The sequence below is a fragment of the Enterovibrio sp. FF113 genome, assembly GCF_041439165.1.
GTDB classification, from domain to species: domain Bacteria; phylum Pseudomonadota; class Gammaproteobacteria; order Enterobacterales; family Vibrionaceae; genus Enterovibrio; species Enterovibrio norvegicus_A.
This window is the reverse complement of record NZ_JBGONO010000033.1, coordinates 31,398-54,767: the sequence shown is the minus strand read 5'-3', so window position 1 is coordinate 54,767 and position 23,370 is coordinate 31,398. Positions and strand designations below refer to the sequence as shown.

General features: G+C 47.1%; 15 protein-coding genes. 1 reads left to right on the top strand and 14 read right to left on the bottom strand.

All coding sequences use genetic code 11. The features are described from left to right. Nucleotides 1-299: 299 nt before the first annotated feature. Nucleotides 300-590 carry an MliC family protein gene (locus ACED36_RS20455; RefSeq protein WP_016961770.1) on the top strand — a complete coding sequence of 97 codons (291 nt, stop codon included), beginning with the start codon at nucleotides 300-302 and terminating at the stop codon, nucleotides 588-590. Nucleotides 591-676: 86 nt separating this feature from the next. Here the strand turns inward: ACED36_RS20455 and ACED36_RS20450 are convergent, their stop codons facing one another. The 14 genes from ACED36_RS20450 to hemL all read right to left on the bottom strand — a co-directional run bounded on the left by ACED36_RS20450 (nucleotide 677) and on the right by hemL (nucleotide 23,204). Further along, nucleotides 677-2,089 (bottom strand): phosphoglucomutase/phosphomannomutase family protein, encoded by a 1,413-nt coding sequence (locus ACED36_RS20450; protein ID WP_016961769.1) that lies wholly within the window; start codon nucleotides 2,087-2,089, stop codon nucleotides 677-679. A 57-nt stretch (nucleotides 2,090-2,146) separates the two neighbouring features. Next, nucleotides 2,147-4,552: a GH36-type glycosyl hydrolase domain-containing protein gene (locus ACED36_RS20445; protein WP_017004552.1), complete on the bottom strand. Its 2,406-nt coding sequence runs from the start codon at nucleotides 4,550-4,552 to the stop codon at nucleotides 2,147-2,149. 39 nt (nucleotides 4,553-4,591) lie between these two features. After that, nucleotides 4,592-6,508, bottom strand: a complete 1,917-nt coding sequence (locus ACED36_RS20440; protein ID WP_016961767.1) for a beta-N-acetylhexosaminidase — start codon at nucleotides 6,506-6,508, stop codon at nucleotides 4,592-4,594. Nucleotides 6,509-6,511: 3 nt separating this feature from the next. Beyond that, nucleotides 6,512-7,390 (bottom strand): BadF/BadG/BcrA/BcrD ATPase family protein, encoded by an 879-nt coding sequence (locus ACED36_RS20435; protein WP_016961766.1) that lies wholly within the window; start codon nucleotides 7,388-7,390, stop codon nucleotides 6,512-6,514. Then, nucleotides 7,383-9,086 (bottom strand): glycoside hydrolase family 9 protein, encoded by a 1,704-nt coding sequence (locus ACED36_RS20430; RefSeq protein WP_016961765.1) that lies wholly within the window; start codon nucleotides 9,084-9,086, stop codon nucleotides 7,383-7,385. The genes ACED36_RS20435 and ACED36_RS20430 overlap by 8 nt, the downstream gene beginning before the upstream one ends. A gap of 28 nt (nucleotides 9,087-9,114) precedes the next feature. After that, nucleotides 9,115-10,104 carry an ABC transporter ATP-binding protein gene (locus ACED36_RS20425; protein WP_016961764.1) on the bottom strand — a complete coding sequence of 330 codons (990 nt, stop codon included), beginning with the start codon at nucleotides 10,102-10,104 and terminating at the stop codon, nucleotides 9,115-9,117. Between the two features lie 30 nt (nucleotides 10,105-10,134). Beyond that, nucleotides 10,135-11,100 carry an ABC transporter ATP-binding protein gene (locus ACED36_RS20420; RefSeq protein ID WP_016961763.1) on the bottom strand — a complete coding sequence of 322 codons (966 nt, stop codon included), beginning with the start codon at nucleotides 11,098-11,100 and terminating at the stop codon, nucleotides 10,135-10,137. Then, nucleotides 11,100-12,128, bottom strand: a complete 1,029-nt coding sequence (locus tag ACED36_RS20415) for an ABC transporter permease (RefSeq protein ID WP_016961762.1) — start codon at nucleotides 12,126-12,128, stop codon at nucleotides 11,100-11,102. The genes ACED36_RS20420 and ACED36_RS20415 overlap by 1 nt, the downstream gene beginning before the upstream one ends. Before the next feature lie 2 nt (nucleotides 12,129-12,130). Next, nucleotides 12,131-13,117: an ABC transporter permease gene (locus ACED36_RS20410; RefSeq protein WP_016961761.1), complete on the bottom strand. Its 987-nt coding sequence runs from the start codon at nucleotides 13,115-13,117 to the stop codon at nucleotides 12,131-12,133. 121 nt (nucleotides 13,118-13,238) lie between these two features. Then, the gene (locus tag ACED36_RS20405; RefSeq protein ID WP_016961760.1) at nucleotides 13,239-14,921 is read right to left on the bottom strand and encodes an ABC transporter substrate-binding protein; all 1,683 of its coding nucleotides are present in this window, start codon (nucleotides 14,919-14,921) and stop codon (nucleotides 13,239-13,241) included. An 867-nt stretch (nucleotides 14,922-15,788) separates the two neighbouring features. Continuing rightward, on the bottom strand, nucleotides 15,789-19,166 hold the full coding sequence (locus tag ACED36_RS20400; RefSeq protein ID WP_016961759.1) for a response regulator: 3,378 nt from the start codon (nucleotides 19,164-19,166) through the stop codon (nucleotides 15,789-15,791). A gap of 213 nt (nucleotides 19,167-19,379) precedes the next feature. Then, the gene (gene rsmC / locus ACED36_RS20395; RefSeq protein WP_016961758.1) at nucleotides 19,380-20,405 is read right to left on the bottom strand and encodes a 16S rRNA (guanine(1207)-N(2))-methyltransferase RsmC; all 1,026 of its coding nucleotides are present in this window, start codon (nucleotides 20,403-20,405) and stop codon (nucleotides 19,380-19,382) included. Between the two features lie 85 nt (nucleotides 20,406-20,490). Next, on the bottom strand, nucleotides 20,491-21,576 hold the full coding sequence (locus tag ACED36_RS20390) for an AI-2E family transporter (protein ID WP_016961757.1): 1,086 nt from the start codon (nucleotides 21,574-21,576) through the stop codon (nucleotides 20,491-20,493). A gap of 338 nt (nucleotides 21,577-21,914) precedes the next feature. Further along, nucleotides 21,915-23,204, bottom strand: coding sequence for a glutamate-1-semialdehyde 2,1-aminomutase (hemL, locus tag ACED36_RS20385; RefSeq protein WP_016961755.1), 1,290 nt, complete (start codon nucleotides 23,202-23,204; stop codon nucleotides 21,915-21,917). Between the last annotated feature and the right edge of the window lie 166 nt (nucleotides 23,205-23,370).

Sequence of the window (23,370 nt, the reverse complement as noted above, 5' to 3'; positions counted from 1 at the left end):
TCCCCATGTGAGAGTAGGACATCGCCAGGCTTCAAATTCGTTTTCATCTTTTTAAGAAAAAGATGAAGGCAAAAAGAAAAACAAAAAGGCCACCCGATCGGGTGGCCTTTTTGCGTTTTTAATTCATAGTTATAGACCACTGACCTGAATGTATTTGGTGGTCAGTTATTCCCCACTTCAATGCCTGACAATTATTTCGTGTTTATTCCCCAATAAGATATTTGCTCTGTGACACTGTAAACAGTTAGCAATAAGGTGGCATGAAATGATGTATTTGAATTCGTCAGTGAGGGGGTTAAATGAACAAATTTATTGGCGCTATACTGGTTTCGTTGCTCTTATCAGCATGCAGCACTTCCTTGCCGCATCTGTATACGTGTGAGAGTCATCAAACGTTTGATGCAATGGTTATGTCTGATAAGGCGATTGTGCAATTTAACAATGAAGAACGTTCATTGCCGAGGATTCGATCTGCATCTGGTGCTCAGTGGGAGTCTGAAGATAAGAAATTTGGGCTGTATACTAAAGGCCAAGAAGCCATGCTGGTTTGGGGAGACAGCCAGTTGCGAGACTGTGTATTGGTGAGATAGATAAGGGGTAGCGAAAGCTACCCCTTTTTTGTAAGCCAGTTTGGTTCAAATAAACCAACCCGTTGTCATACGGCTCGCTCTTTATACTAAACGTACAAAAAGGCTTTAATTTGATTAACCAAAGCTTCTGCTGATTCTTTATCTTCCCACTCTACGAAGATGCGAAGTAAAGGCTCAGTGCCGGAGAAGCGAGCCAGTGCCCAGCCTCCGTTTTTGAAGTAAACTTTTAAGCCGTCAGCATAGCTAACTTTTTCTATTTCATAGGCAAATTCTGGCAGCGCTTTTTCAACGTAGATCTTGTTGTAAAGCTCTTGGCGTTGAGATGCCTTAAAGGTGCAGTCACCTTCTGCAGTGTAGGCATAGCCATACTTACCGTAGATTTCATCAAGCAGTTCAGACAATTTTTTACCTGTCACACTGATCATTTCAACCAGTAGGCTTGATGCAAATACGCCATCTTTACCTTTGATATGACCACGGATAGTTAGACCGCCTGAGCTCTCACCACCGATCAGAGAATCATCCGCGTCCATTTGTGAACTGATGTGCTTGAAGCCAACAGGCACTTCAAAACTCTTTTCATCATGGTCGGCAGCAACTTTGTCCAGCAGATGTGTTGTTGCGATATTTCGTACAACTGAACCTTTCCAGCCTTTGTACTCCAGCATGTAGTAATACAAAAGCAGTAGGACTTCATTTGGATGGATGAAGTTGCCTTTCTCATCAATAATGCCGAGACGGTCTGCATCTCCATCTGTACCGATGCCAATGTCATAACCTTCATGAGCAACCAAGTGCTTCAAGCGGTAAAGCGTAGCGGCATTGGGTGATGGCATGACACCGCCAAACCCTGGGTTGGCGCCATCGTTGATCACGTCAACGTCACAGCGACCGGAGATAAGTACAGTTTGAAGCGCATTCTTAGCAACACCAAACATTGGGTCAATCAAAACACGTAAGTTTGCGGCCTTGATGGCTTCGATATCGATGAAATCGATGATCGAGTCAACGAATTCGTTCATCGGGTTGATGATTTTGATTAGCCCTTGAGTCTCTGCATCTTCAAAATCTATCGATTTCACGTCACTAAGTTGAAGTGTGTTGACCTGTTCTTCGATTTTCGCGGTGATAATTTCATCAGCGTCGCGACCGCCTTGAATGAAGACTTTGATACCGTTGTAATCAGCTGGGTTGTGAGATGCGGTAATACACGCAGAATAATGCGTTTCCATTTCCTTCGCTTTGAACATCACGATAGGTGTAGGAACGTATTTGTTGATAAAGCTGACAGTAATGCCATTAGCAGCAAGCACTTCTGCAAACCAAGCTGCCGCTTTATCTGATAAAAAACGGCGATCATATCCGATAACGAAACCCGGCTCACACGCATTCTCAGTGATCATGATGTTTGCTAGTGACTGTGCAACTAAACGTACGTTGTCTTTGGTGAATTCTTCACCAATGAAGGCTCGCCATCCGCCGGTACCAAATTGAATCATGGTAGAACTCCTTTCTAAAACGAAAAAAAAGGAGGGCAAAGTGCCCTCCTTTTTTATTTAGCCCATGACAACGTTAACAACGTTCACAGAGCCTTCAGCTTGTGCTGGGATAGCACCTGTCACGATGTCGCCATTCAAGGTGATGGTTTTCACGCCTTTGCTCACGCCGTTCGGGTTCTCTACCTTGATTTGGTAAGTCGCACCACGCCACTCACGGCTTACGTCGAAACCTGGCCATTCAGTTGGGATACAAGGATTAACGCTCAATCCGTCGAAGCCAACTTGTACACCAAGAATGAAGTTGGTGACGGCAAAGTATGCCCAGCCAGAAGTACCCGTTAGCCATGGGTGGTTTGCACGACCATGGTTTTCGTGGTCACGACCCATGATGAACTGGACGTAGGAGTACGGTTCTGCAACACGTTTTTCAATCATGTCGTTCTGGTTGTACGGGTTTAGTGCATCGTAGAACTTCATTGCACGGTCACCACGACCCAGTTTCGCTTCAGCAACCCATGCCCATGGATTTGGGTGAGAGAAGATAGCGCCGTTTTCTTTTACGCCTTGGTAAACACGTGTAACAAAACCAATGTCATCATTTGGCGTTGAGAATGACGGTGAGTTCAGGTGAAGACCATACTCACAGAATAAGTTTTCATCGACGGCGTCCATCGCTTGCTCGCCGCGATCTTGTGATGCCATTCCAGATAACACTGCTAGCGTGTTTGACTCTAGGTGGATACGACCTTCAGTTTGTTGTGCAGTACCGATTTTGTCGCCATCTTTGGTTAGACCACGGATGTACCAACCACCCTCTTCGTCCCAAAGGTGTTTTTCACATGCTTCGCGCACGTTAGCGGCCATTTCTGTGTATTTTTGAACGTCAGCGTCTTGCGCTTTGTGTTTTGCTAGCGTGATGAATTCTTGTAGTGCCCAGAAGTGCAGGAAAGACACCATTGCTGATTCGCCGCCGCCTAGGTTAAGACAGTCATTCCAGTCTGCTCGAAGACCTTTACAGATACCGGTTTGACCCACGTATTCTGCTGAGAAATCCAATGCTGCTTTCATGTGTTCATAAACAGTAGCGTTACCGCCATCTGCATAGGGAATGACTTCATCAAGGAAGCTTTCTTCACCCGTCTCGGTGACGTACTTAATGATCGTTGGAACGATCCATAGGTGATCATCAGAACAGGTGTCATCAATGCCGTGGATCTTGTCTTCATCGCTAGGCGTTGGAACGACTGTTGGCGATTTGGATGGTTGAACATCTGCTTTTTCTGGATCGAACCAATCAGGATCGAACAAGTGCAGACCGTAACCGGCTTTTACTTGACCACGGAGAAGGTCCACCAGGCGTTTGCGTGTCATCTCTGGGTTTGAGTGAGGGACCGAGATCGCATCTTGTGCGGTATCACGGTAACCGAGGCCAGTACGACCGCCGACTTCGATGAAAGAAGCAAAGCGAGACCAAACCACACATGTTTCTGCTTGGTAAAGCGTCCATGCGTTGATCATGGTATCTAGACCTTCGTTCGGTGAAGATACTTGGAATTTGTTACAACGCGTATCCCAGTGCTCTTTGATGCCAGCAAATGCAGCGTCAACGTTAGCAAGATCTTGGTACTTCTTACGCAGGCGTTGGCCTTCGCCTTTACCAACACCTAGGATGTAAACGAAGCGAACTTCTTCACCGGGTTGGATAACGAATTGCTTGTGCAGTGAACCACAATGGTTGTAGCAGGTTTGAACGTGGTTAGAACAGCGCCCTTTTTCAACCGCAATAGGATTCGCTTCGTCACGATACATGCCCAAGAAGCTGTCGCGTTGGCCTTCGTAGCTATCAGGTTCAAAGCTAGAAGCCATGTAGTAGAAGCCATCGTGATCGTTGGTGTTGTAATACAAATCGTATTCAATCACGCCATCTTCATAAGATGTACCAGCAGAGTACAAGCTCATCTGATGGTTCTGGTTATCAGATTGGATGTGACTGAATGAGAACTCAACAAAAGAGAATGCGCTGATAGTACGAGGCTTATCGCCATCGTTCTTTATGGTGATATCCCAAAGTTGCGCGTCTTCACCTTTTGGTACAAACAGTGTTTTGGTGGCTGTAATACCCTTGTATTCACACTTGAATTTAGAGTAAGACAGGCCATGACGAACCTCATAAGACGCTTCTTCAAGGCTTTTTGCTACTGGCTGCCAAGAGATTGACCAGTAATCTGCTGTTTCATCATCGCGTAAGTAAACAAAGTGTCCTGGGCGGTCAAACGTGCCGTTTGGACGGAACTTAGTGACACGGTTGTGCTCAGGGCTTTGATAAAAAGAATAACCACCTGCGTTGTGTGAAATCACGGTACAGAATTTTTCAGTACCCAAATAGTTAGTCCACGGCGCCGGTACGTCAGGACGAGTAATGACATACTCTCGGTTATCGTTATCAAAGTAGCCGTATTTCATGGCGTGTATCCTTCTACAAATCTCAAAAAATTGAAGTAATTACCGACGATAGTTAATACCTAGACGATCTAGGTACTGCAGTTGTCCGTTTAGGCGGGCTTGAAAATCTGCCCAATCTCGTTGTTCCTTGGCGCTCCAGCACACTTCTGCGATCGCTAAAAGGCGAGGGTAGAGCATGTACTCGAAGCGACTTTGGGTGTTGGTCATTTCGCACCAGAGTGCGCATTGAATGCCTTTTACTTGCTCAAACTCTTTTGAGGTGACGTTTGAGTTGGCAAAGGGTTCATAGTGGTACGCTTTTTCAAGCGGGATCTTGCAGGCCCAGTCTGTTCCCGGCTCATCAGCAGAGAAGTCCTGAGCCATATCTAGATAGGTTTCTTGGCCTGGTTGCAATACAACGTCATAGCCGTTGCGAATGCATTCGAGACCTGACTTTTCGTTCAACCAAGAGAAGATAACGGTGTCTTTGCTGACTTTGTCGCCAAACACGGCTTCTTCCCAGCCAAACATTTGTTTACCTTTGGTGCTGAGGAAGTTTTCTGCGTGGCGCAAAAGGTGGCCTTGCAGTTCTTTACTGCTGCTGTAGCCATGGGTTTTCATCATTGCTTGGCAAGATGGGCTTTCACTCCAGACATTGTCTGGGACCTCATCAGCACCAATGTGAACGAATGCGCCAGGGAAAAGCTCACAGACTTCATTTAGCACGGTCTCGATAAAGGTGTAAGTGCCTTTGAGACCGGGATTTAGCACATTGTCGGAATAGTTTTGGATGCTGCGATATACAGAGGCATCGGCATCTTCCATCAAAATGTGTGGCAAGGATTTGATGGCGGCGCGACTGTGCCCAGGAATATCAATTTCAGGGACGACAGTGATGCCTCGTTGTGCCGCGAATGCAACCACTTCTCGAATTTGTTCTTTGGTGTAGAAACCACCGTGGATTTTCGACAATGACGTATATTGCGGCTCTATGGTTTCGAAAGGTCCGCGCCAAGCGCCAATTTCCGTGAGCTCAGGGAAAGCATCAATTTGAATACGCCAGCCTTCATCATCGGTTAGGTGCCAATGAAAATGGTTGAACTTGTAACGTGCCATTTGGTTGATAAGATCTTTGACGCGATGCAAGGGATGGAAATGGCGAGCGCAATCCAACATCATGCCGCGATAGGCAAAGCGAGGATGATCTTCAATTTCTACACAAGGCAGGTTGTAAGCAGAATAATGACGATGAGATGCGTTGTTCGGCAAAAGTTGCAGCACGGTGGAAACACCATGAGCGAACCCACTTTCATTCGACGCGGTAATCGTCACGCCCTGTGGTTTTACACTCACACGGTAATGTGATGCTGGTAGAGTATTATCAAACACGAGGCGAATTTGGCCTTCTTGCTTGACGGATATATCACCGCGAAGATGTGTCGATAACTCTTGAGCTAGCCATAATGCGGCAGGTTTATTGATATCACTGTCACTTGCGACAGCACAATCATCGGCAATCGAAAATTGACCTTGCGTCATCACCAGCGCTTTAGGCTGAGGGATGAGATTGATGGCTTTTGCCTCAGGCAAACAAAGCGGTATACGCTCGAGTGTTTGAGCACCTAAGTTGATAACGGTTGTTTCGATTGGGCATGCGGTGACGCCCTTGTCTGTTGTAACCATCAGGCATGCATCGGCAATGCCCTCATCATGCATCGAGAAAGGCTTTGTTGTATGGCTAAATTCAAGATACAGATGCGCGTTTGCGTTGAGAGGCTCGCCTGTTTCAAATACACATAAACTGCCAATCTGCTTGAGCGTACCGTGAGACACGCTGGCAGGTTGGACATAGCGACTAACGCTGAAGGTTAGCTGCCAGTTTTCAATGTTGGATTCAGATAAATTATGCAGCACCAATGCAAAACGGCTTTCATTTGGCTTAACATCGATAACATTGAGATCTAGGCGAAAATTCATGGCTTACCTCGGAAACGGATAAAGGTTGTGATCGCCGCTTGCCATCAATATGGCGCCGGCCATAGCATCCGCCTTGGGCTGAACTAACAAGGCTTGAGCTGCGGGAGATAACCAGGAAACAATACGTTCACCAATGCTGCCCATTAGCGCGATCTGTGAAGCACCTTTTCGGTTAAGACCGAGGATCAGGCGCTCGACATCGTCAGCTGAGCCTTGGAGTAACTCCATGGCAAGTTCGTCTCGTTGCATTGCTAATTCGAAGATTTTTGGACTGAACTGCCCATAATCACGAGGTTTGGCCGTTTTAGACCAGCTAACGATGGCATCGAGATCGTGATCAAAGTGGGTGAGTACATACTCTGATAGCGAGGAAGTGGCGCGCAGATCATCATGCGCCAATAAGGTTTGTTGAATTAGACGTAAGCCCATGACTGCGCCGCCGCCTTGATCTGAAATAGGAAACTCTCGGCCTCCCACAACATGTTGGTTACCATTTTCCAGGTAGATACCCACAGACCCTGTTCCGGCAATGACAATCGCGCCGTTTTCACCGCTGAATGCGCCTATGCAGGCACCGTAACCGTCGGTGTTCAACGTGAAATGTCCATAAGGTTGAGGGAGAGACATGAAATCTAGCCATGCTGATTTTTGCTCTGCGCCAGCCAATGCAAGACCGACAGAAATTTCAGATAGATCAGAAATACCTGCTTGATGAGCAGCTTGGGAAATAGCGTCTTCTATTGAGGCCATTGCCAATTCGACACCAAGCAAAATGTTGGCACTGCCTGTTTTTGCTTCGCCGAGAAAGTGGCCTTGTTCGTCAACGATTCGCGCACGGCATGACGTGCCACCACCATCCACACCACAGAAATACTTAACCATTGACTAGGTCCTTTTTCTGCATGGCGATAGCTAATAGATACCAAGCTGCGTGGGGGATCCACTGCTCGCCCCAGCGCCAGTTTTGTAGCATGTCGTCTTTCTGACCTTCCGGTTTGAAGGCGATGTCATGCTCATTATCAAAACCTGCAGTAATGCCGTTACAGACACCGCCTTTGGCATTGATAAAACCAAGCTCTGGCAGATAGTCTGGGTTATTACGTCCATGACCGTCGAGCATGCACATATCGTAAGGGTTGAGACCCACAATCCAGTTCAAGGCATGTTGACCGTATTGGCGTAGCTGCTTTTTCAGCTCAGAGTCAGATACGTAATTCGTTGCCATGTAAGCCATGGCTGCTAGTGAACCAAGTCGTGCGTTTTCACCTTGCCACCAGTAGCCCGTTTCATTGCGCTGGGCAATGAAAAAGCTGGTGCGTTTATCGGCGTCAACGTTTTTGATGTACTGGCGCGGGTAACCAAATGGGTTGTTGACCTCATTGGTAATCTGCAATTCAAAGTTGAGCGCATTAACTAAGATGATTTCAAACTTCGCTTTCAATGCTGCATCAGTTTCAATGGCGAGATACTGCATCAGTGCAATGGCGGGTAACCCGGCCTCTGCGGCATGGAAATAAGGACGAGAGCCATCGGCGTTGGCTGACCAAAAATGTGATACTTGGTCGTCACTCTGTTGTTGCTCTGCCAGTTTCGAAGCCCAGTAACGAGTTTCTTCTAGGTATGACTGACTGGCAGTGAGCTTGAATAACTCGGTTGTCGCTAATAATGCGCAGTAAAAGTCGATGGTGTTTTCCTGACCATCGTCCAGGTAAGCGCGATTGTTTTCCTTTAGGTGCCAGTAGCCTGTTTCAGCTGTCTTCCGGTAGGTTTCGACATCATATTCGCCATTGATGCCCAAACGAGCAGCGGCAGCGAGTGCCGCGATAGCCACACCTGCGCCTTGGCGGAAACCTGCCTGAAACGCGTCGGTCTTGTTACCCAGCTGTGTTTCATATGCACATATTTCACGTTGCGCTGGGTCTTTGCTCCATTTATCGAACACTGTCAGATAAAAATATCCGTCGGCGTCGTGCATGCGAACGAGAAAATCTGCGCCGAACAAGGCTTCGTCATGCAATCGTGTTTTAGAAAATGGGACCAATTCGGTATTTAGTGTTTCTAAAGAGTTCAGCATATTCCAAACAACCATGGGAATTTGCTGTGGGTTTAGATAGTTAGAATAAGAAAGGTGGCTGAAGTATTTGCTGACGTCGCCTGACGCATCATACCAACCGCCGCGAACATCAATGCGACGTTCAGAGCCTAACAATGGCGCTTGACGATCGTGTTGATCAAAAGTGCCTGTACAACGCTGGGATTTGAAGTAGTGGATCACATCAGAAAAAGTGCGATCAAACAGTATGCCGTCAGCGATCGAAAAAGCTGGAGACGTAGTGTCCCCAACTTTGATGCAGAACTCTCCGCTCTGATCCAGAGCGGAGAAGTCTAGCTGATAGACGTCGCCGGAATGCCATTGGTCTACTGAACCACGAGCATAAACAGGCAGCTGCATCACGGATTGACCAGTCTGACAATCCACTATATCGGCAAGCGTCTCAGACAAAGCGTGATCCGCAAGGATTAGCGCCGATTTGTGGCCTAAGCGTTCGTACCCGATATGATTGGTCAACAGCTGCATTTTACCTCCTAAAACACGTATTCGAAGATTATTCGAACAGGTAGCAGCGAACGAAGTGGTTATCAGCCAGCTTGGTGACGCTTGGCAATTTCTCACGACACTTATCTGTCACATGCAGGCATCGGCCAGCAAATGGACAGCCGACTGAATCTGGTGTCCAGAGTGGGATTTCGCCTTTGTTTCCTTCCAGTTGCTGGTGGATTGACTTGGACGGATCCGGCACTGCAGAAACGAGAAGCTTGGTGTAAGGGTGTTGTGGCTGGTGAATGATCTCTTCACAGTCACCCCATTCCACCATGTGTCCCACGTACATAACCGCTAGATCTTCAGCGATGTAGCGAGCGGTCGCGATGTCATGCGTGATGTATAGCAATGCCATTTCTTTCTCGAATTTCATTTCTTCCATCAGGTTCAAAACACCTGCGCGAATAGAAACGTCGAGCATTGAAGTTGGTTCGTCTGCCAACACTACTTCTGCGCCAACAGCCAGATTTCGTGCAAGATTGACACGTTGACGCTGACCACCAGATAGCTGGTGAGGGTATTTCTGTGCTGTTTCTTTCGGTGGGGTTAGCCCTACCTGATTCAGCAATTCATACACCTGTTCTTCCAGCTCTTTCGGGTTGCTGCTCGCTTTTTTGTGGATTCGCAGCGGGCGCTCAATATGGTGAAAAATATTATGCGTTGGGTTCAAAGAGCCAAACGGGTCTTGCCATACCATCTGAATGCCTTCGCGATAGGTCATTAGATCGCGGCTCTTGGTAATGGTGCTGATGTCACGGCCTTTGTATTCGATACTTCCGGACGTTGGCGCATACATCTTTGCAATCATTTTTGCCGTAGTTGATTTACCAGAACCTGATTCACCAACCACAGATAGACCGCGGCTTTTATACAGTTTGAATGACACATCATTCAGTGCGCGCATCAAAGGCTTATTCAGCGTGTTGCTGCTAACAGGGAAGTCCTTTACCAGGTTTTTCCCTTCAACAATTGGTTGGCCTAATTCTTTAGTCATGCTCACTCCTACAAGTCGCAAATAGCCGAATTACTTACCTGTAAACAGGTGGCAGTTGGTGAAACGGGTCGCCTCGATCTGAGTCAAGGTGTTTGCCACGTTGAAACACTTGTCTGTCGCCTTGCTACAGCGAGCTTGGAAGCGACAACCCTGCGGTATCTCGAGCAGGTTAAGTGGATTACCCGCAATACCTTTTAGGTGTGTTTTCGGACCGGTAAGTGCAGGGAAGGAGCTTGCCAGACCTTCGGTATAAGGATGGTATGGCGTCTTCAGAATCTCTTTTGACGGTGCCACTTCGATCAGCTGACCCGCATACATAATGCCGATGCGATCCGTGAACTCGACCATCAGAGATAAGTCATGGGTGATGAACAGAATTGAGAAACCAAATTCTTCTTTCAGTGCGTGGATTTTTTGCAAGATCTCGCGCTGTACAACCACGTCTAGAGCGGTTGTTGGCTCATCCATGATGATCATTTTTGGATTCAGAGCCAATGCAATCGCGATAACCAAACGTTGACGCATACCGCCAGAGAATTGGTGTGGGTAATCGCTTAAACGACTTGGGTGAATATCGACGATTTCTAATAGACCTTCAGCGCGATTTTTTGCTTGATCGCGTGTCATGTTTGTGTGGCGCATAATTACGTCACAAAACTGCTCTTCCATCGTTAAAACAGGGTTCAAGGCATTCATGGCAGATTGGAATACCATGGACATTTCTTTCCAGCGAAAGCGGTTCATACGCTCGTCGCTGTACTTCATGATGTCTTCGCCATTGAAGGATACTTGTCCACCACTGATATAGGCTGGCGGCTTATGAAGACGCATTAGGGAGAATGCGACGGTTGACTTACCGCAACCAGACTCTCCAGCTAGACCAAATACTTCGCCCTTACCAATATCGAAACTTACATCGTTTACCGCGCGGACATCGCCCGCATCGGTAATATAGTCAACACAAAGGTTGCGGATTGATAGTTGTGCTTCAGTCATTATTTTTCTCCGCTCAATACTGGAGTTTGTGTAGCAACATCAGCCTGTTCACGGGCTTTCTTTTCTTCTTCTTGCACTTTCTTCCAGCGTTTCATGCCTTTTTGTGCACGTAGCTGTGGGTTGGCAATTTCATCAACTGCAAAGTTAACAAGAGCCAGTGCCAATGAAAGTAGCGTCAGGGCTAAACAAGGCGCGAGAACTTCCCACCAGATGCCAAGTTGCATGGCTGATGAAGTACGAACGCTATAAAGCATGCTGCCCCAGCTGACCGTATTTGCACTGCCCATGCCGATGAAAGACAGTACAGATTCCGCAAGGATGGCGTACATCACGGAGCCGATGAAGCTAGCGCCTACCAGAGGAAGCAGGTTTGGCAGAATTTCAACAAACAGGATGCGAAGTTTTGACTCGCCGAGTACTTCTGCGGCTTTGACAAATTCTTTTTCACGAATAGCTAACGTTTGGGAACGGATTACCCTGGCGCCCCAAGCCCAGGAGGTGAAGGCTATGACCAAGGCAATGGTTAGTGGACCTGCCTGACCCACAAATGCTGCAATAACCATGATGACGGGGAGTTGCGGAACTACCAGCATGACGTTCATCGCGCCGGACAATATGTTGTCGACACGGCCACCAAAGTAACCAGCAGAAATACCCATAATAGTGGCGACGACACAGACGAAAATACCTGCGGTGAACCCAACCATTAGTGAGGTACGCGCACCATGCGCAACTTGAGACCAGATGTCGCGACCCAAACGTGTTGTACCCATGACATGATCGGCATCTTTAGAGATGCGAAGGCGTCGTGTATTGTCAGTGAGATTCTCTGCCACCCAACCATCAGGGCTTGCTTGTGCAATTTTCACAAGCACTGATGGATATTCGTGAGGGTTACCTGTTCGTTTTTGCGGGTCATATTTTGATAGAACAGGTGCAAAAAGTGCTATCAAAACGAATGTCACAATCAAGATGACACCAACGAAGGCTTTCGTATTACCGCGAATAATTTTGAATAAGTCTTTCATGATTATTTGCCTCCCTTACGCAGACGTGGGTCAAGCAAGACAATGAGGATGTCAGCCAAGAAGTTAAACAACAGCATGACAAGTGTCAGGATGATCAATAGCCCTTGCAACACTTGGTAGTCACGTCCGTTAACGGCATTCAGCATGGTTGTGCCAAGGCCTGGATATTGGAAAATCATTTCCACGACTAGCTGACCACCAACGGCCATACCGAGTGCCATGGAAAGGGCGGTAACGGTTGGCAACATTGCATTACGCGCGGCGTAATTGAAGACGACACGATTTTCAGAGAGGCCTTTGCCTTTCGCCATAGTGATATAGTCTTCGCTGAGCAGGTTGATCATGTTGTTACGCATGTTGATCAAGAAGCCACCGATTTGGGCGACGGTTGCACAGACGAGAGGTAGCGCAGCATGGTAAAGAATGCCTTTGTATGTTTCCCAACTGGTCCAATCCAGTATTGCGCCCTCAGGCATGCCGTATGATGTCGGGAACCATTTGAGGCTGATACCAAATACAAACAACACCATCATGCCGATAACTACAGGGGGAACTGCTTGGAGTGCCATGAAACCTGGAGATACGAATGAATCGAATCGGCTGCCACGTCGCCATGCTGCAAATATGCCCAGCACTGAGCCGATACAGAAAGCAAGAACAACAGAGCTACCTGCCAAGAAGAGTGTCCAACCAAGTGATTTGGCAATCAGCTCATTAACCGTCATGGGATAGAACGAGGTCGAAATACCGAGCTCCCATGTGAAGATGCTCTGCAAGTAAGTCAGGAACTGCACGTGAATTGGACCATCAACAAAGCCCAATAGCTCACGCATAGCAGCAATGCGTTCTGGTGTTACTTGGACGCTTGCATTTGCGAACATCATGGTAACTGGGTCACCAGGCATCGCTCGCGGCAAAATAAAGTTCAGCGTGATTGCGATAAGCAATGCGCCAAAATAAAACACTAATCGATTAAGAAAAAATCCCATAACTCACACCTTAAGTGGCACGGCAAAGCCGTAACCAAAGAAATAGAAACTCCGAGGTCAAAAGTACTGATAGCCTATCTTTGGAAAGAGGCGGTGCGAACGCACCGCCAGATTTTGGATATTACGATTTAGGCTTGAGGTCTAGAATGTGCAGAAGACGTTCTGGCGTACCCTGCCAAATCATTGGACGACCTTTTGCGTTGTCCGCATCCCACCAGCCAGTAAAGCGAGTTTCGTTGAACTGATACATTGAAGCAGCAGAAAGAACAGGAATGACTACTTGATTGTCAGAAAGGATTTTCTCAATCTTGTGTGCAACTTCCATTTGCTCTGATTTGTCTGCCGTTGCGTAGAAGCTCTCTAGCAACTGATCAAGCTCTGCGTTTTGGAAACGGTGCATCGCGAAACGTGGGTTGCCTTGCTTACCCATGAAACGTGAGTGGAAACCAGTATCCCAAGTTTGGTGTGGATCTGGACCAGTGAAGTAGTTCGTTAGAGCTACGTCAAAAAGACCACCAGCCATTTTTTCGTTGTACACAGAGAAATCAGGAGTAACTGCTTTCACTTTGATACCAGCGTCAGCCAAGTTCTCTGCTGCTAGTTGTGAAGTGTTGTTCCAGTCAGTCCAGCCAGAAGGTGTTTGAACTTCAAGCTCAAAACTCTTACCTGATGGCGTTTCAACAAAACCGTCGCCGTTGATGTCTTTAAAGCCCGCTTTTTTCAGCAATGCTTTAGATTTTTCAACGTTGTAGGTGTTGTAAACTTTAGCGCTGTTGAAAGTGTCAGAGTCTGACCAGCTTTGGTAAAGCGCTGCAATACCTGCCGCAGAATGGTTCGGCGTGCCCGCACCATAGAACGCGATATCGATGATTGACTGACGGTCGATAGCAGTAGACATAGCGCGACGGAAATCAACGTTAGTCAATGCTTCGTTTTTCGCTGCATCTGGGTGTTCGAAGTTAACCAAAAGGTTAACTGAACTACCTACTGGCGCTGGCCAGTATTTGTGGTTCTTGTTTACTGAAGCGTAAACAGCGTCAATGTCAGGAATGAACGAAGAAGTCCAGTCTAGCTCAGAAGCAACAATTTTAGACAGAAGGCCGTCATTGTTAGTGATCAGAGGCATACGCAGACAGTCGATTTCTAGGTTTGCTGCATCCCAGTAGTTCGGGTTCTGACACTGAACATACAAGTTGCTAGTGAAGGTATCAACTTCAGTGAAAGGACCAGTACCTACTGGGTTTTCATTCGCAAACGCTTCTGGCTTGTCAATCTTGCTCCAGATGTGCTTAGGAACGATTGGTGTTTGAACCAGTTTGAATGGCGCTGAAGAGTTAGCTTCTTTCAGAGTGATTGCTACGCTGTTGCCTTTCACTGAAACGTCAGTGATAAGGGCTGCGTTACCTGCAAGGTCAATCGCTGCATTTTCGCGGATGAGGTTGTAAGTGTATGCAACATCTTCTGCAGTGAAAGGCGTACCGTCAGACCATTGAACACCGTCACGGATTTCAAAAGTAACCGTTTTTAGGTCATCTGAAATCGTGTAGTCCTTCGCCAGACGCATAGTTGGCGTGTTGCCGTCCAGTTGGTTAAAGATAACCAATGGCTCGTACACGAAATCCAATGTGCTCTTCAGGTTGTTCTGTAGGAACGGGTTGAAGTTACGAACAAGTTGTGGGTAGAAGTCAGGTACTACAGTCAGTTCCGTTCTATCAGCAGCGCTAACAGTTGGTACTGTCATTACAGACGCTGCGGCCGCGACGATGGCAACTGCTAGATGTTTTTTCTTTAGATTGGCAAGCATAGCTGTTCCTTACTAGTTGCTTTTGTTTCACTTCAATCTGACCTTTTTATCTCTGGTCAGGCCGTTACCCGCTATGAATATCCCAACAAGTGAACTTGGATACTCACATGGCCGTGCAGGCTCAGTGCAACGTTAGGAAACTCCGGTTCCGGTTTTGGGTCAATTGACCTGCCCGTTAAAAACGTTAAAACTCGAGGGTGTCGCGTCAAAAACGTTAATTTTGACGATTTTAACGGTGTTGGAATCCTATTGATGTAGGTCAATTAATGCACTTTGGCAGTGTTTCTATTGCATCTTTGTTAGTGATTGCTAACCCCTAAGCCCTTTATTTTACTGACTGTATTCGTATTTAACTATTGTCGTGATCTTGATCTTCATTTACTTTGTTCGTTAATTTTTTGCTGAAAATTACACGAGTTGCTTTGTTGTGATTTTCTTCTCAGAAACAGAACTTGTCTTGATTCATTTTTTGTTATGAGTGAATGTTGACCACTTATATATGCGTTTTCTTGCTCAGGTGGAACCATCAATAGTGTTGCCAGTTGGTGCTATTCGCAGCGTGAAATAAGTTAAATGATCACCTGTCACCATTAGCTTAGTGTTCCCATCTGTATTGTTTGGTGTGTACGTCTAAGTCTGCCTTTGAAACGCTATCGTAGGGAGTATTGTTCTTCCGTAGCCAGAATTGTCTTGTTTGATGCGCTGGTGCTTTATCATTTGTGCACAGGCACAGGCACAGGCACAGGCACAGGCACAGGCACAGGCACAGGCACAGGCATCATGAGATTTTAAAATGGTGAGTTGTTTTGAGGAGGGCTTTGAGTTTTTGTGAAAAAAGCCCCGTTTAAGGGGCTTGTATCGATGAATTTAGCGAGTGATGAGTGATTGCAGTTTATCGCGTAGTTGCACGACTTCTTGCCTCTCTTTGGTGTCATCACTGCAGCGCTCGAGGACAAAATCAATCGTATTGATGACAGTGCGCCAACGGGGTGATTTAGGTACCGTCTCTGTGTGTAGATATTTGTCCAGCGTTCGCGTTTGTAGGGTGCTTCTGTCGAGATAGACGCGCCACAAGCCGCTCTCTTCTGCGAGGTCAAATTTCGTCTTTCCGGTTGCGTTATTCCAGTAGTTGAGCGTAATGAGCATGACTTTTACCAATGTTTCACGCAATACGTCGCCTTTGTCAGGTTTGTCACCGGAGAATTTGTCTGCCATACGTGTGAATTCACCACCGAGTTCCCTAAGTTGCTGCAATTGGTTTTGGTCCCCATCAAATGCATATTCTGATAGGGCTTCTACCGCACTTTCAAGCAGTTGAACTCGATGTGATGAGGTTTTTTCTCCCGTGTTTAACAGCAGCATCATTCGGAGGCCTGACGTTTCCGGCAGGGTGATCACGTCAGTATCGATATTGATGATATCACCATCGACTTTAAAGCGAAGTTGGCCACTATAATGTCCGCGACTTGATTCTGTTTCAGGCAGTGCCATGGCAAGGAAGTCATCAATGTTGTGACGCTCAATTTGTTCCGCACTGAGTTTGAATACCGAATTGCATGCGTCATTTGCGTAACTTATCCTGCCGTTTTCTTGGACACATAGAATGGCTTCTGAAGCGGAATCTAACAGTCCTAAAAGTCGGTTTTGTACTTCTCTCAACCCCGCTTCGACTTGCTCTCGGAAGTGTATCTCCTTGACTAATTGACGATTGTTCTCACGTTCTTGCTCTGTCAATGAAGCGTTGATATAAGCACGAATACGCGCACTTAATTCATCTTTATTGAACGGCTTCGTTAGGTAGTCATTTGCGCCAGCATCAAATCCTTTCACCTTGTCTTGCACCTGCCCTAGGGCTGATAACATGATAATGGGAAGGTCGGCACGACTATAGTGCTCGCGTAAGTGAGCACACACGTCATAGCCGCTAAGCTCCGGCATCATGACATCGAGTAGCATAAGCATCGGCTTTTCTTGGGTGACAGACTCGATTGCTTGACGGCCATTTTCCACAGCCTTGACGCGATAACCCTCTAGGCGAAGAAAGTTATTTAGTATTTGTAAATTAACCGGTTCGTCATCGACAACAAGGATCAATGGTCCATTTGGGTTGTCGGGCAATTGGGTGAGCTCATGACGTTCTAGCTCTACTCTTGGTGCTGCAAAGTGAACGTTGTTAGCCAGTCGCGTCTTTGCTTTGTCTTCTTCGGTTGCAATAGGGAGCGTAAAACTGAAAGTAGCGCCAACCATAGGCTGGCTGCTGACATAGAGTTGGCCACCCATTATTTCGATAAGCTGTCGACTAATAGATAGTCCCAATCCGGCACCTTGGCGATAGACGGTTGTTCCTGATTTAGCCTGAGTTAAAGGCTCGAAGATGTATTCAAGTTGATCAGATGGTATACCTTGACCGGTATCGACAACCTGAATACGCAGCTGTCCTTCGAGGACCGTGGCCGAAATGATAATCTTGCCTTCGTCAGTGTATTTAATAGCATTGCCGATTAAATTGTATAGCACTTGTTCGAGGCGCTGTTCGTCAGCTCGAACCAGAGGTAAGTCAATCGGTACTTGATTGATGATTCGTACAGGCTTACCACCAAGCAGGTGGCTTGAAAGTTCAATAACTAAACGCACAGCATTCGCCGTATCGACCGCTTGTGGTGAGATATCGAGACTGCCATAACGCATCTTATGATAATCCAATAGGTCGTCGACTAAGTTCGATAAACGATCACCACTGTTAATGATCATCTGAAGTTGATGTTTATGACGCTCAGGCAGTGGCCCTTCAGCGCCAGCAAGCATCGATTCAGCAATGCCAACCATGCCGTGAAGCGGTGTTCGAAGTTCATGGGAGGTTGTCGCCAGAAAGTCATCTTTCATGCGGTCAGCTTGCTGGAGTTCTTCATTTTTGGTTTTGATTAACTGAATATTTTGTTCAAGTTCTTTATTTTGCTCTCTAATGAGCGCCAATTTTTCGCGTACCGAACGTTGCATCCGCGCAAAACTGACTGCCAGGCGACCTATTTCGTCTTCACGATCGGTGCTGCTGATCTTCTGGTCGAGATCGCCGGCAGATACTTGCTCTGCGGCCCATGTAAGCCGAAGTAGAGGTGCTGTGATGGAGTTTGAAAGAAGGTGTGAGGCGAGAACAACCAAGAAAATGGCAACAACCATGACCACGATAAAGATTTTCTCGAGTTGATAGATACGCGCAAACGCCTCTTCTTCTGGTAGCTCAAGAATAATTGCCCATATTTTGTCATGGATGAGCACGGGTGAGTAGGCGCCTAAGACACTCTGGTTTTCAGAACCTAAAAAGCTGCCGACATCACGCGCACCTGCTAGTGCCGCTGCGACTGCACTGCTATTAACCGCGATTAGCGGCTCCTTGGTTTCCATGTTACGAGGGATTTGATCTGAACCTACAACAAGAGTACTGATGTATCCCTTTTCACTGGGCGCCTTGTTGAGCATGTCAACCAGCGCTGTGTTTGGCAGTTTTAGTAAGGCGTAACTGTGCAAATACCCTTGCTGAGTGATTGGCGCAGCAAACCATGCGACGATGTCACCGTTCGCCTCTTGGCTAAAGTCGGTAAATGCGATTGGGTTTTTGTCAGTATCGGCAATGGGCGTATTTATTTGGCTTTGAATATTGGCAAAAGTGTTGCCCACTGGCGTATTTTGCCATTTATTTTCAAGTAAGTTAGCGCCAAATTTTTCATCTTTTAGCGCTGAATAGACAACATTCCCCATGATATCAACCAGTAAAATATCAGAGAAATCTGAACGCTTAAGATGTTCTTTATAAGCCCAATCGTAGCGTTTATGAAGCAACCTATAGCGCTCGCTACCGATAAAATTGCTGTCGTTGGAGCCGGCGACTAATGGGTTATCTGGATTTTCGACATAGCGTAGTCGAGCCACTTCTCGTGCTTCTTCTTTGCTTTTCCCTAGTTGATGAAAGGCTGCCACTAACCCATAGAAGCGACCACCACTAGCAGTGGCAAGTTCTGAGCGTGAGAAAGCATTGACCTCGGAATAACGCGCATCAAAGTAGCTGATGATTTGTTCTTTTTTGTTATCTCGGAGGAACGCGAGGTGAGTTGTGCTTTGCTGTTCCAAATCACTGCTGTGTGATTCTAGAAAGAAAATAGCCAGCAGGGTAAGGGGGGTAATACTCAGCACAAGAAAAGCGAGCATCAGCGTATGCTGAAGCCGCTTGAACTTCTGTTTTTTATGCATGTCTCTGCCTGACAAAGTGAAATCAAAAAATGTCGTATGACCGCCGGTTTTGTCGAAATTGACGTCTATTCGGTGAGGTACATATCAATAAAATCCATCTTCAGCCCTTATACGGACTTAATTATTGTTGGCAAGCAAGTTGTGAGTGAAGTTCGTGTGACGACGCAAAATTAACGTTTTTGACGAGGGGCTGTAAGCCAGCCCCTGTAGGGGTTATGCGGTTTTGATGGCGTGATAGATGGCGAATTTGTTGTTCTTAGCTGGCGTGTCGCAATGGCCAAATGCGGCCTCAATAAACGGCGGATAACGCAGAAAACTATTGGCGACAACGGTGAGCTGACCTTGTCGATTTAGAAATTGGGGCGCGTGCTGCAAGAATGTTTCTGTCGCTGCATAATGGGTTTTCAGACCAGCATGAAACGGTGGATTACTGACGATATGGTCGAATGTTGATGAGATTTCGCTGTAAACATCAGAAGCGAGTACGTTGCCATCGAGTTGGTTAAAGCGCAATGTTTCTCGTGCTGATGCAACGGCTAATGCGCTGATATCAGCCATCGTGATATTGACCGTCTGATAACGTAGTTTGATGGCAGCACCAATCACTCCTGCACCGCAGCCAAAATCGAATACATCACCCTTGAGTGTCGGCAATGTATCGAGCAATAACTGGCTTCCTACATCGAGCTCTCCATGGCTAAATACACCCGGTAGCGAGCGGATGGTAAGCGTTTGCTCACCAAGGTGAAGCGGATAGCTCTTAAACCAATCAGCGAGAATAAACGGGGAAGGTTCGTTAACGCATTGACCCCAGTAGAATCCACAGCGTCTTGCTGAATCAAACTTGGTGACTTTACCGTAAGGGGCGAACATTTTTTCAATGCTTCGTACGCCACTGCGGTTTTCACCAACGACGACGATTTCGGTATCTTGACCCAGTGCTGCCATCAGCATCGACAACAAGAACTCTGCTTCTGCTTTCGCTTTTGGCCAATACAGTAGCACCATGTCTACATTGGGCATGGCCTCATAGGCTTCACCAAATTGCACATTGAGTGAATCGTAACGGCGCATTTGATTGGCGTAGGCGAGGTTGGTTGTGAAAATGCTGACGCTTTCGGCGCAACTAACCAACTCTGTGGCAAATGTGTCTTCCAGTTCACCGGCAAGCAGCACATGTTTGCCTTCAAAGTATTCAAGTTGACGAGCCACTACTTGGCTTGGGGTGCTGTATGACATGTACGCCTCAGGGGGTGACAAATGAGAGCGCGGATTCTCCCACAAAGCTTGGCTTGTGAAAATAACCCGCGCAATGGTCTGGCAATTAAGAGTTGTCCTGCTTTTCTAGGAAATGATGAAATTCAGCTTCATACATGCGGAAAAGCACTAAAGTGACGGAGAAAATAATGGGGCCATAAATGAGTCCCATTAACCCATAAACCTGCAAGCCGCCGATCAAAGAAAAGAAGATCAGCAACGTATTCATGCCGGAGTTACCCTGCATCAGCAATGGCCTTAAGATATTGTCGACGGAGCCAACGACAATGACGCCCCATCCAACAAGAAATGCCGCCCATTCCCATTGTCCGATGAGCAAGAGATATCCGGCTGCGGGCAGCCAAATCAGCGCTGTACCTACCACAGGAATGAATGATGCGAATCCCATCATGGTTCCCCAAAATAGCCCAGGGAAGCCAGCTAGCCACATTGCAAAACCGCCAACAAAGCCTTGTGCTAATGCCGTAAGAAACGACCCTAATACCGCAGACTTGGCGACACTTTCTACTTCATCGAGCAAGGTATCTTCTTGGCTGCGCGACAGTGGGCTGACATGACGAAGCAATTGAATGATTTTCTCGTGGTCGCGCAACAAGAAAAACAACACAAACAACATCAACAAGAAGTTGACAAACATGCCGGTGACATCCCCTAAGACCTGTGAACTCATACCTATCATTTCAGAGCTCAGAGAAGAGACTGTGGATGCCGCACGAGAGATAAGTTCTTGAGGGTCAATGGAGTCAAAGGGCAGGTATTTGTTTAGCGCACCAAGGCCCGTTTTTACTAAAGGCATAGACAGGATCTCTTTTGCACCGCCAGTACTTAACCATTCATAAGAGCCCGTAAAAAAGGTGATACCTTGACGTAAAATTGCGGCAGCGACAAAGATCATCGGGATGATAATCATCACTGTCAGGAGTGTACAAGACAAGGCGGCTGAGAGGTTGGGGTGCGATTTTAGGCGGTGATCTATGCGGCTGTGTAATGGGAGAAAGAGTAGTGACACGATAAACGCGAGCACAATTGACCCCATATACGGAGCGATAAGGGCGTAACACGCGTACGAAGACAGTGCCAATGCACCGATAAGCGTCCAGTGTCTTGGTTCGATCTTGAAAGATGATGCCACTAGTAGGTTCCTTATTTCGCGCCAGTCAGTCTGGTGAACAGTGTAGTGTGAAGCGTATGATACGTTGTGACAAATTAAGGAAAAAGTGCAAATTATCAATTTGTTCTTATCAATGTACTTTTGCGAGTCAGTGACGTTTGTGGTGTGACAGTATCTGAAAATACATGAGGGGTCAGTGAGCATGGGGTGTTGTGATGGGCAGTGTGAGTCCAAAAAAAGACGAAAGCTTAATCTGCCGCTTATCTATATAGCGGTACTTGCCGTTTTAGTGCTGATTTTCTGGCAATAAAAAGCGGAGCGCTTTTGGCTCCGCTTCGTATTCAATTAATGTATTTCTATTACTCGCTAGCGAGTTTCGCAAATGCGCGATCGGCTGCTACTAATGTTGCTGCGAGCTCTTTCTCACCGTGCGCTAATGAGGTAAAGCCTGCTTCAAACGCCGACGGTGCAAGATAAACGCCCTCATCCAGCATCAGGTGGAAGAAGCGCTTAAATTTCTCGATGTCACATTGCTGCACGTCGGCGAAACAGGTAATGCTTTCTTTGTCCGTAAAGAAGAAGCCGAACATGCCACCCACTTGATTGGTTGCCAGTGCAATACCGTGTTTCTGCGCTGCTGTTTTGAAGCCTTCTGCCAGGCGTTTAGTCATCTCAGCCAGTTGTGCTTCGTTGCCTTCTTGGCGCAATGCCGACAGTGCTGCTTCACCTGCGGCCATCGCCACTGGGTTACCAGACAAGGTACCGGCTTGATATACAGGGCCTGTCGGCGCGATGTATTCCATCACGTCACGACGACCACCGAATGCACCGACTGGCATTCCGCCACCGATCACTTTGCCTAGTGTAGTGAGGTCTGGCTTAATGCCGTAATGTGCTTGAGCTCCACCCAGCGCGACACGGAACCCGGTCATCACTTCATCAAAAATCAACAATGCGCCAAATTCGTCACACAGTGCACGAAGACCTTCAAGGAAACCTGGCTGAGGCAAAATACAGTTCATGTTGCCAGCTACAGGCTCAACAATAATGCTGGAAATCTCATCCGGATATTGCTCGAAGGCAGCACGAACAGAATCGAGATCGTTAAAGGTGCATGTCAGAGTATGCTTGGCAAAATCGGCCGGAACGCCTGGAGAAGTCGGTTCGCCCAGCGTCAGCGCACCAGAGCCCGCTTTCACGAGTAGGCAATCGGCATGACCGTGATAGCAACCTTCAAACTTGATGAATTTGTCGCGGTGGGTAAAGCCACGCGCCAGACGAATAGCACTCATGGTCGCTTCCGTGCCTGAGCTGACCATACGTACCATTTCCATTGATGGCACCAACTGACTGACTAATTCGGCTAGTGTGATTTCACGTGCAGTGGGTGCACCAAAACTCAAGCCATTTTGCGCGGCTTCAATCACGGCATCACGGATCGCAGGGTGATTGTGACCAAGGATCATTGGGCCCCAAGAGCCCACATAGTCTATGTAAGCTTTACCATCGGCATCGTAAATGTATGCGCCGTCAGCACGCTCAATAAAAATCGGGTCACCGCCAACGCCAGCGAAAGCGCGAACAGGTGAATTGACGCCACCAGGAATGGTTTTGCGTGCTTGTTGGAACAACTCGGCTGATTTGGTCATGGTTCTTTCCTAGGCCATATGATCGTTGGATTTCTGTCGCTACGTATTGTACGAGATACAGTGTAATGTGGCGAGATGGTTGATGCGGTATACATCTTAAACTTGGCGTATATTAAACAACATGTTTTCTAACCAAGACGAATACTTGAACGAATTAGTCAGGTAT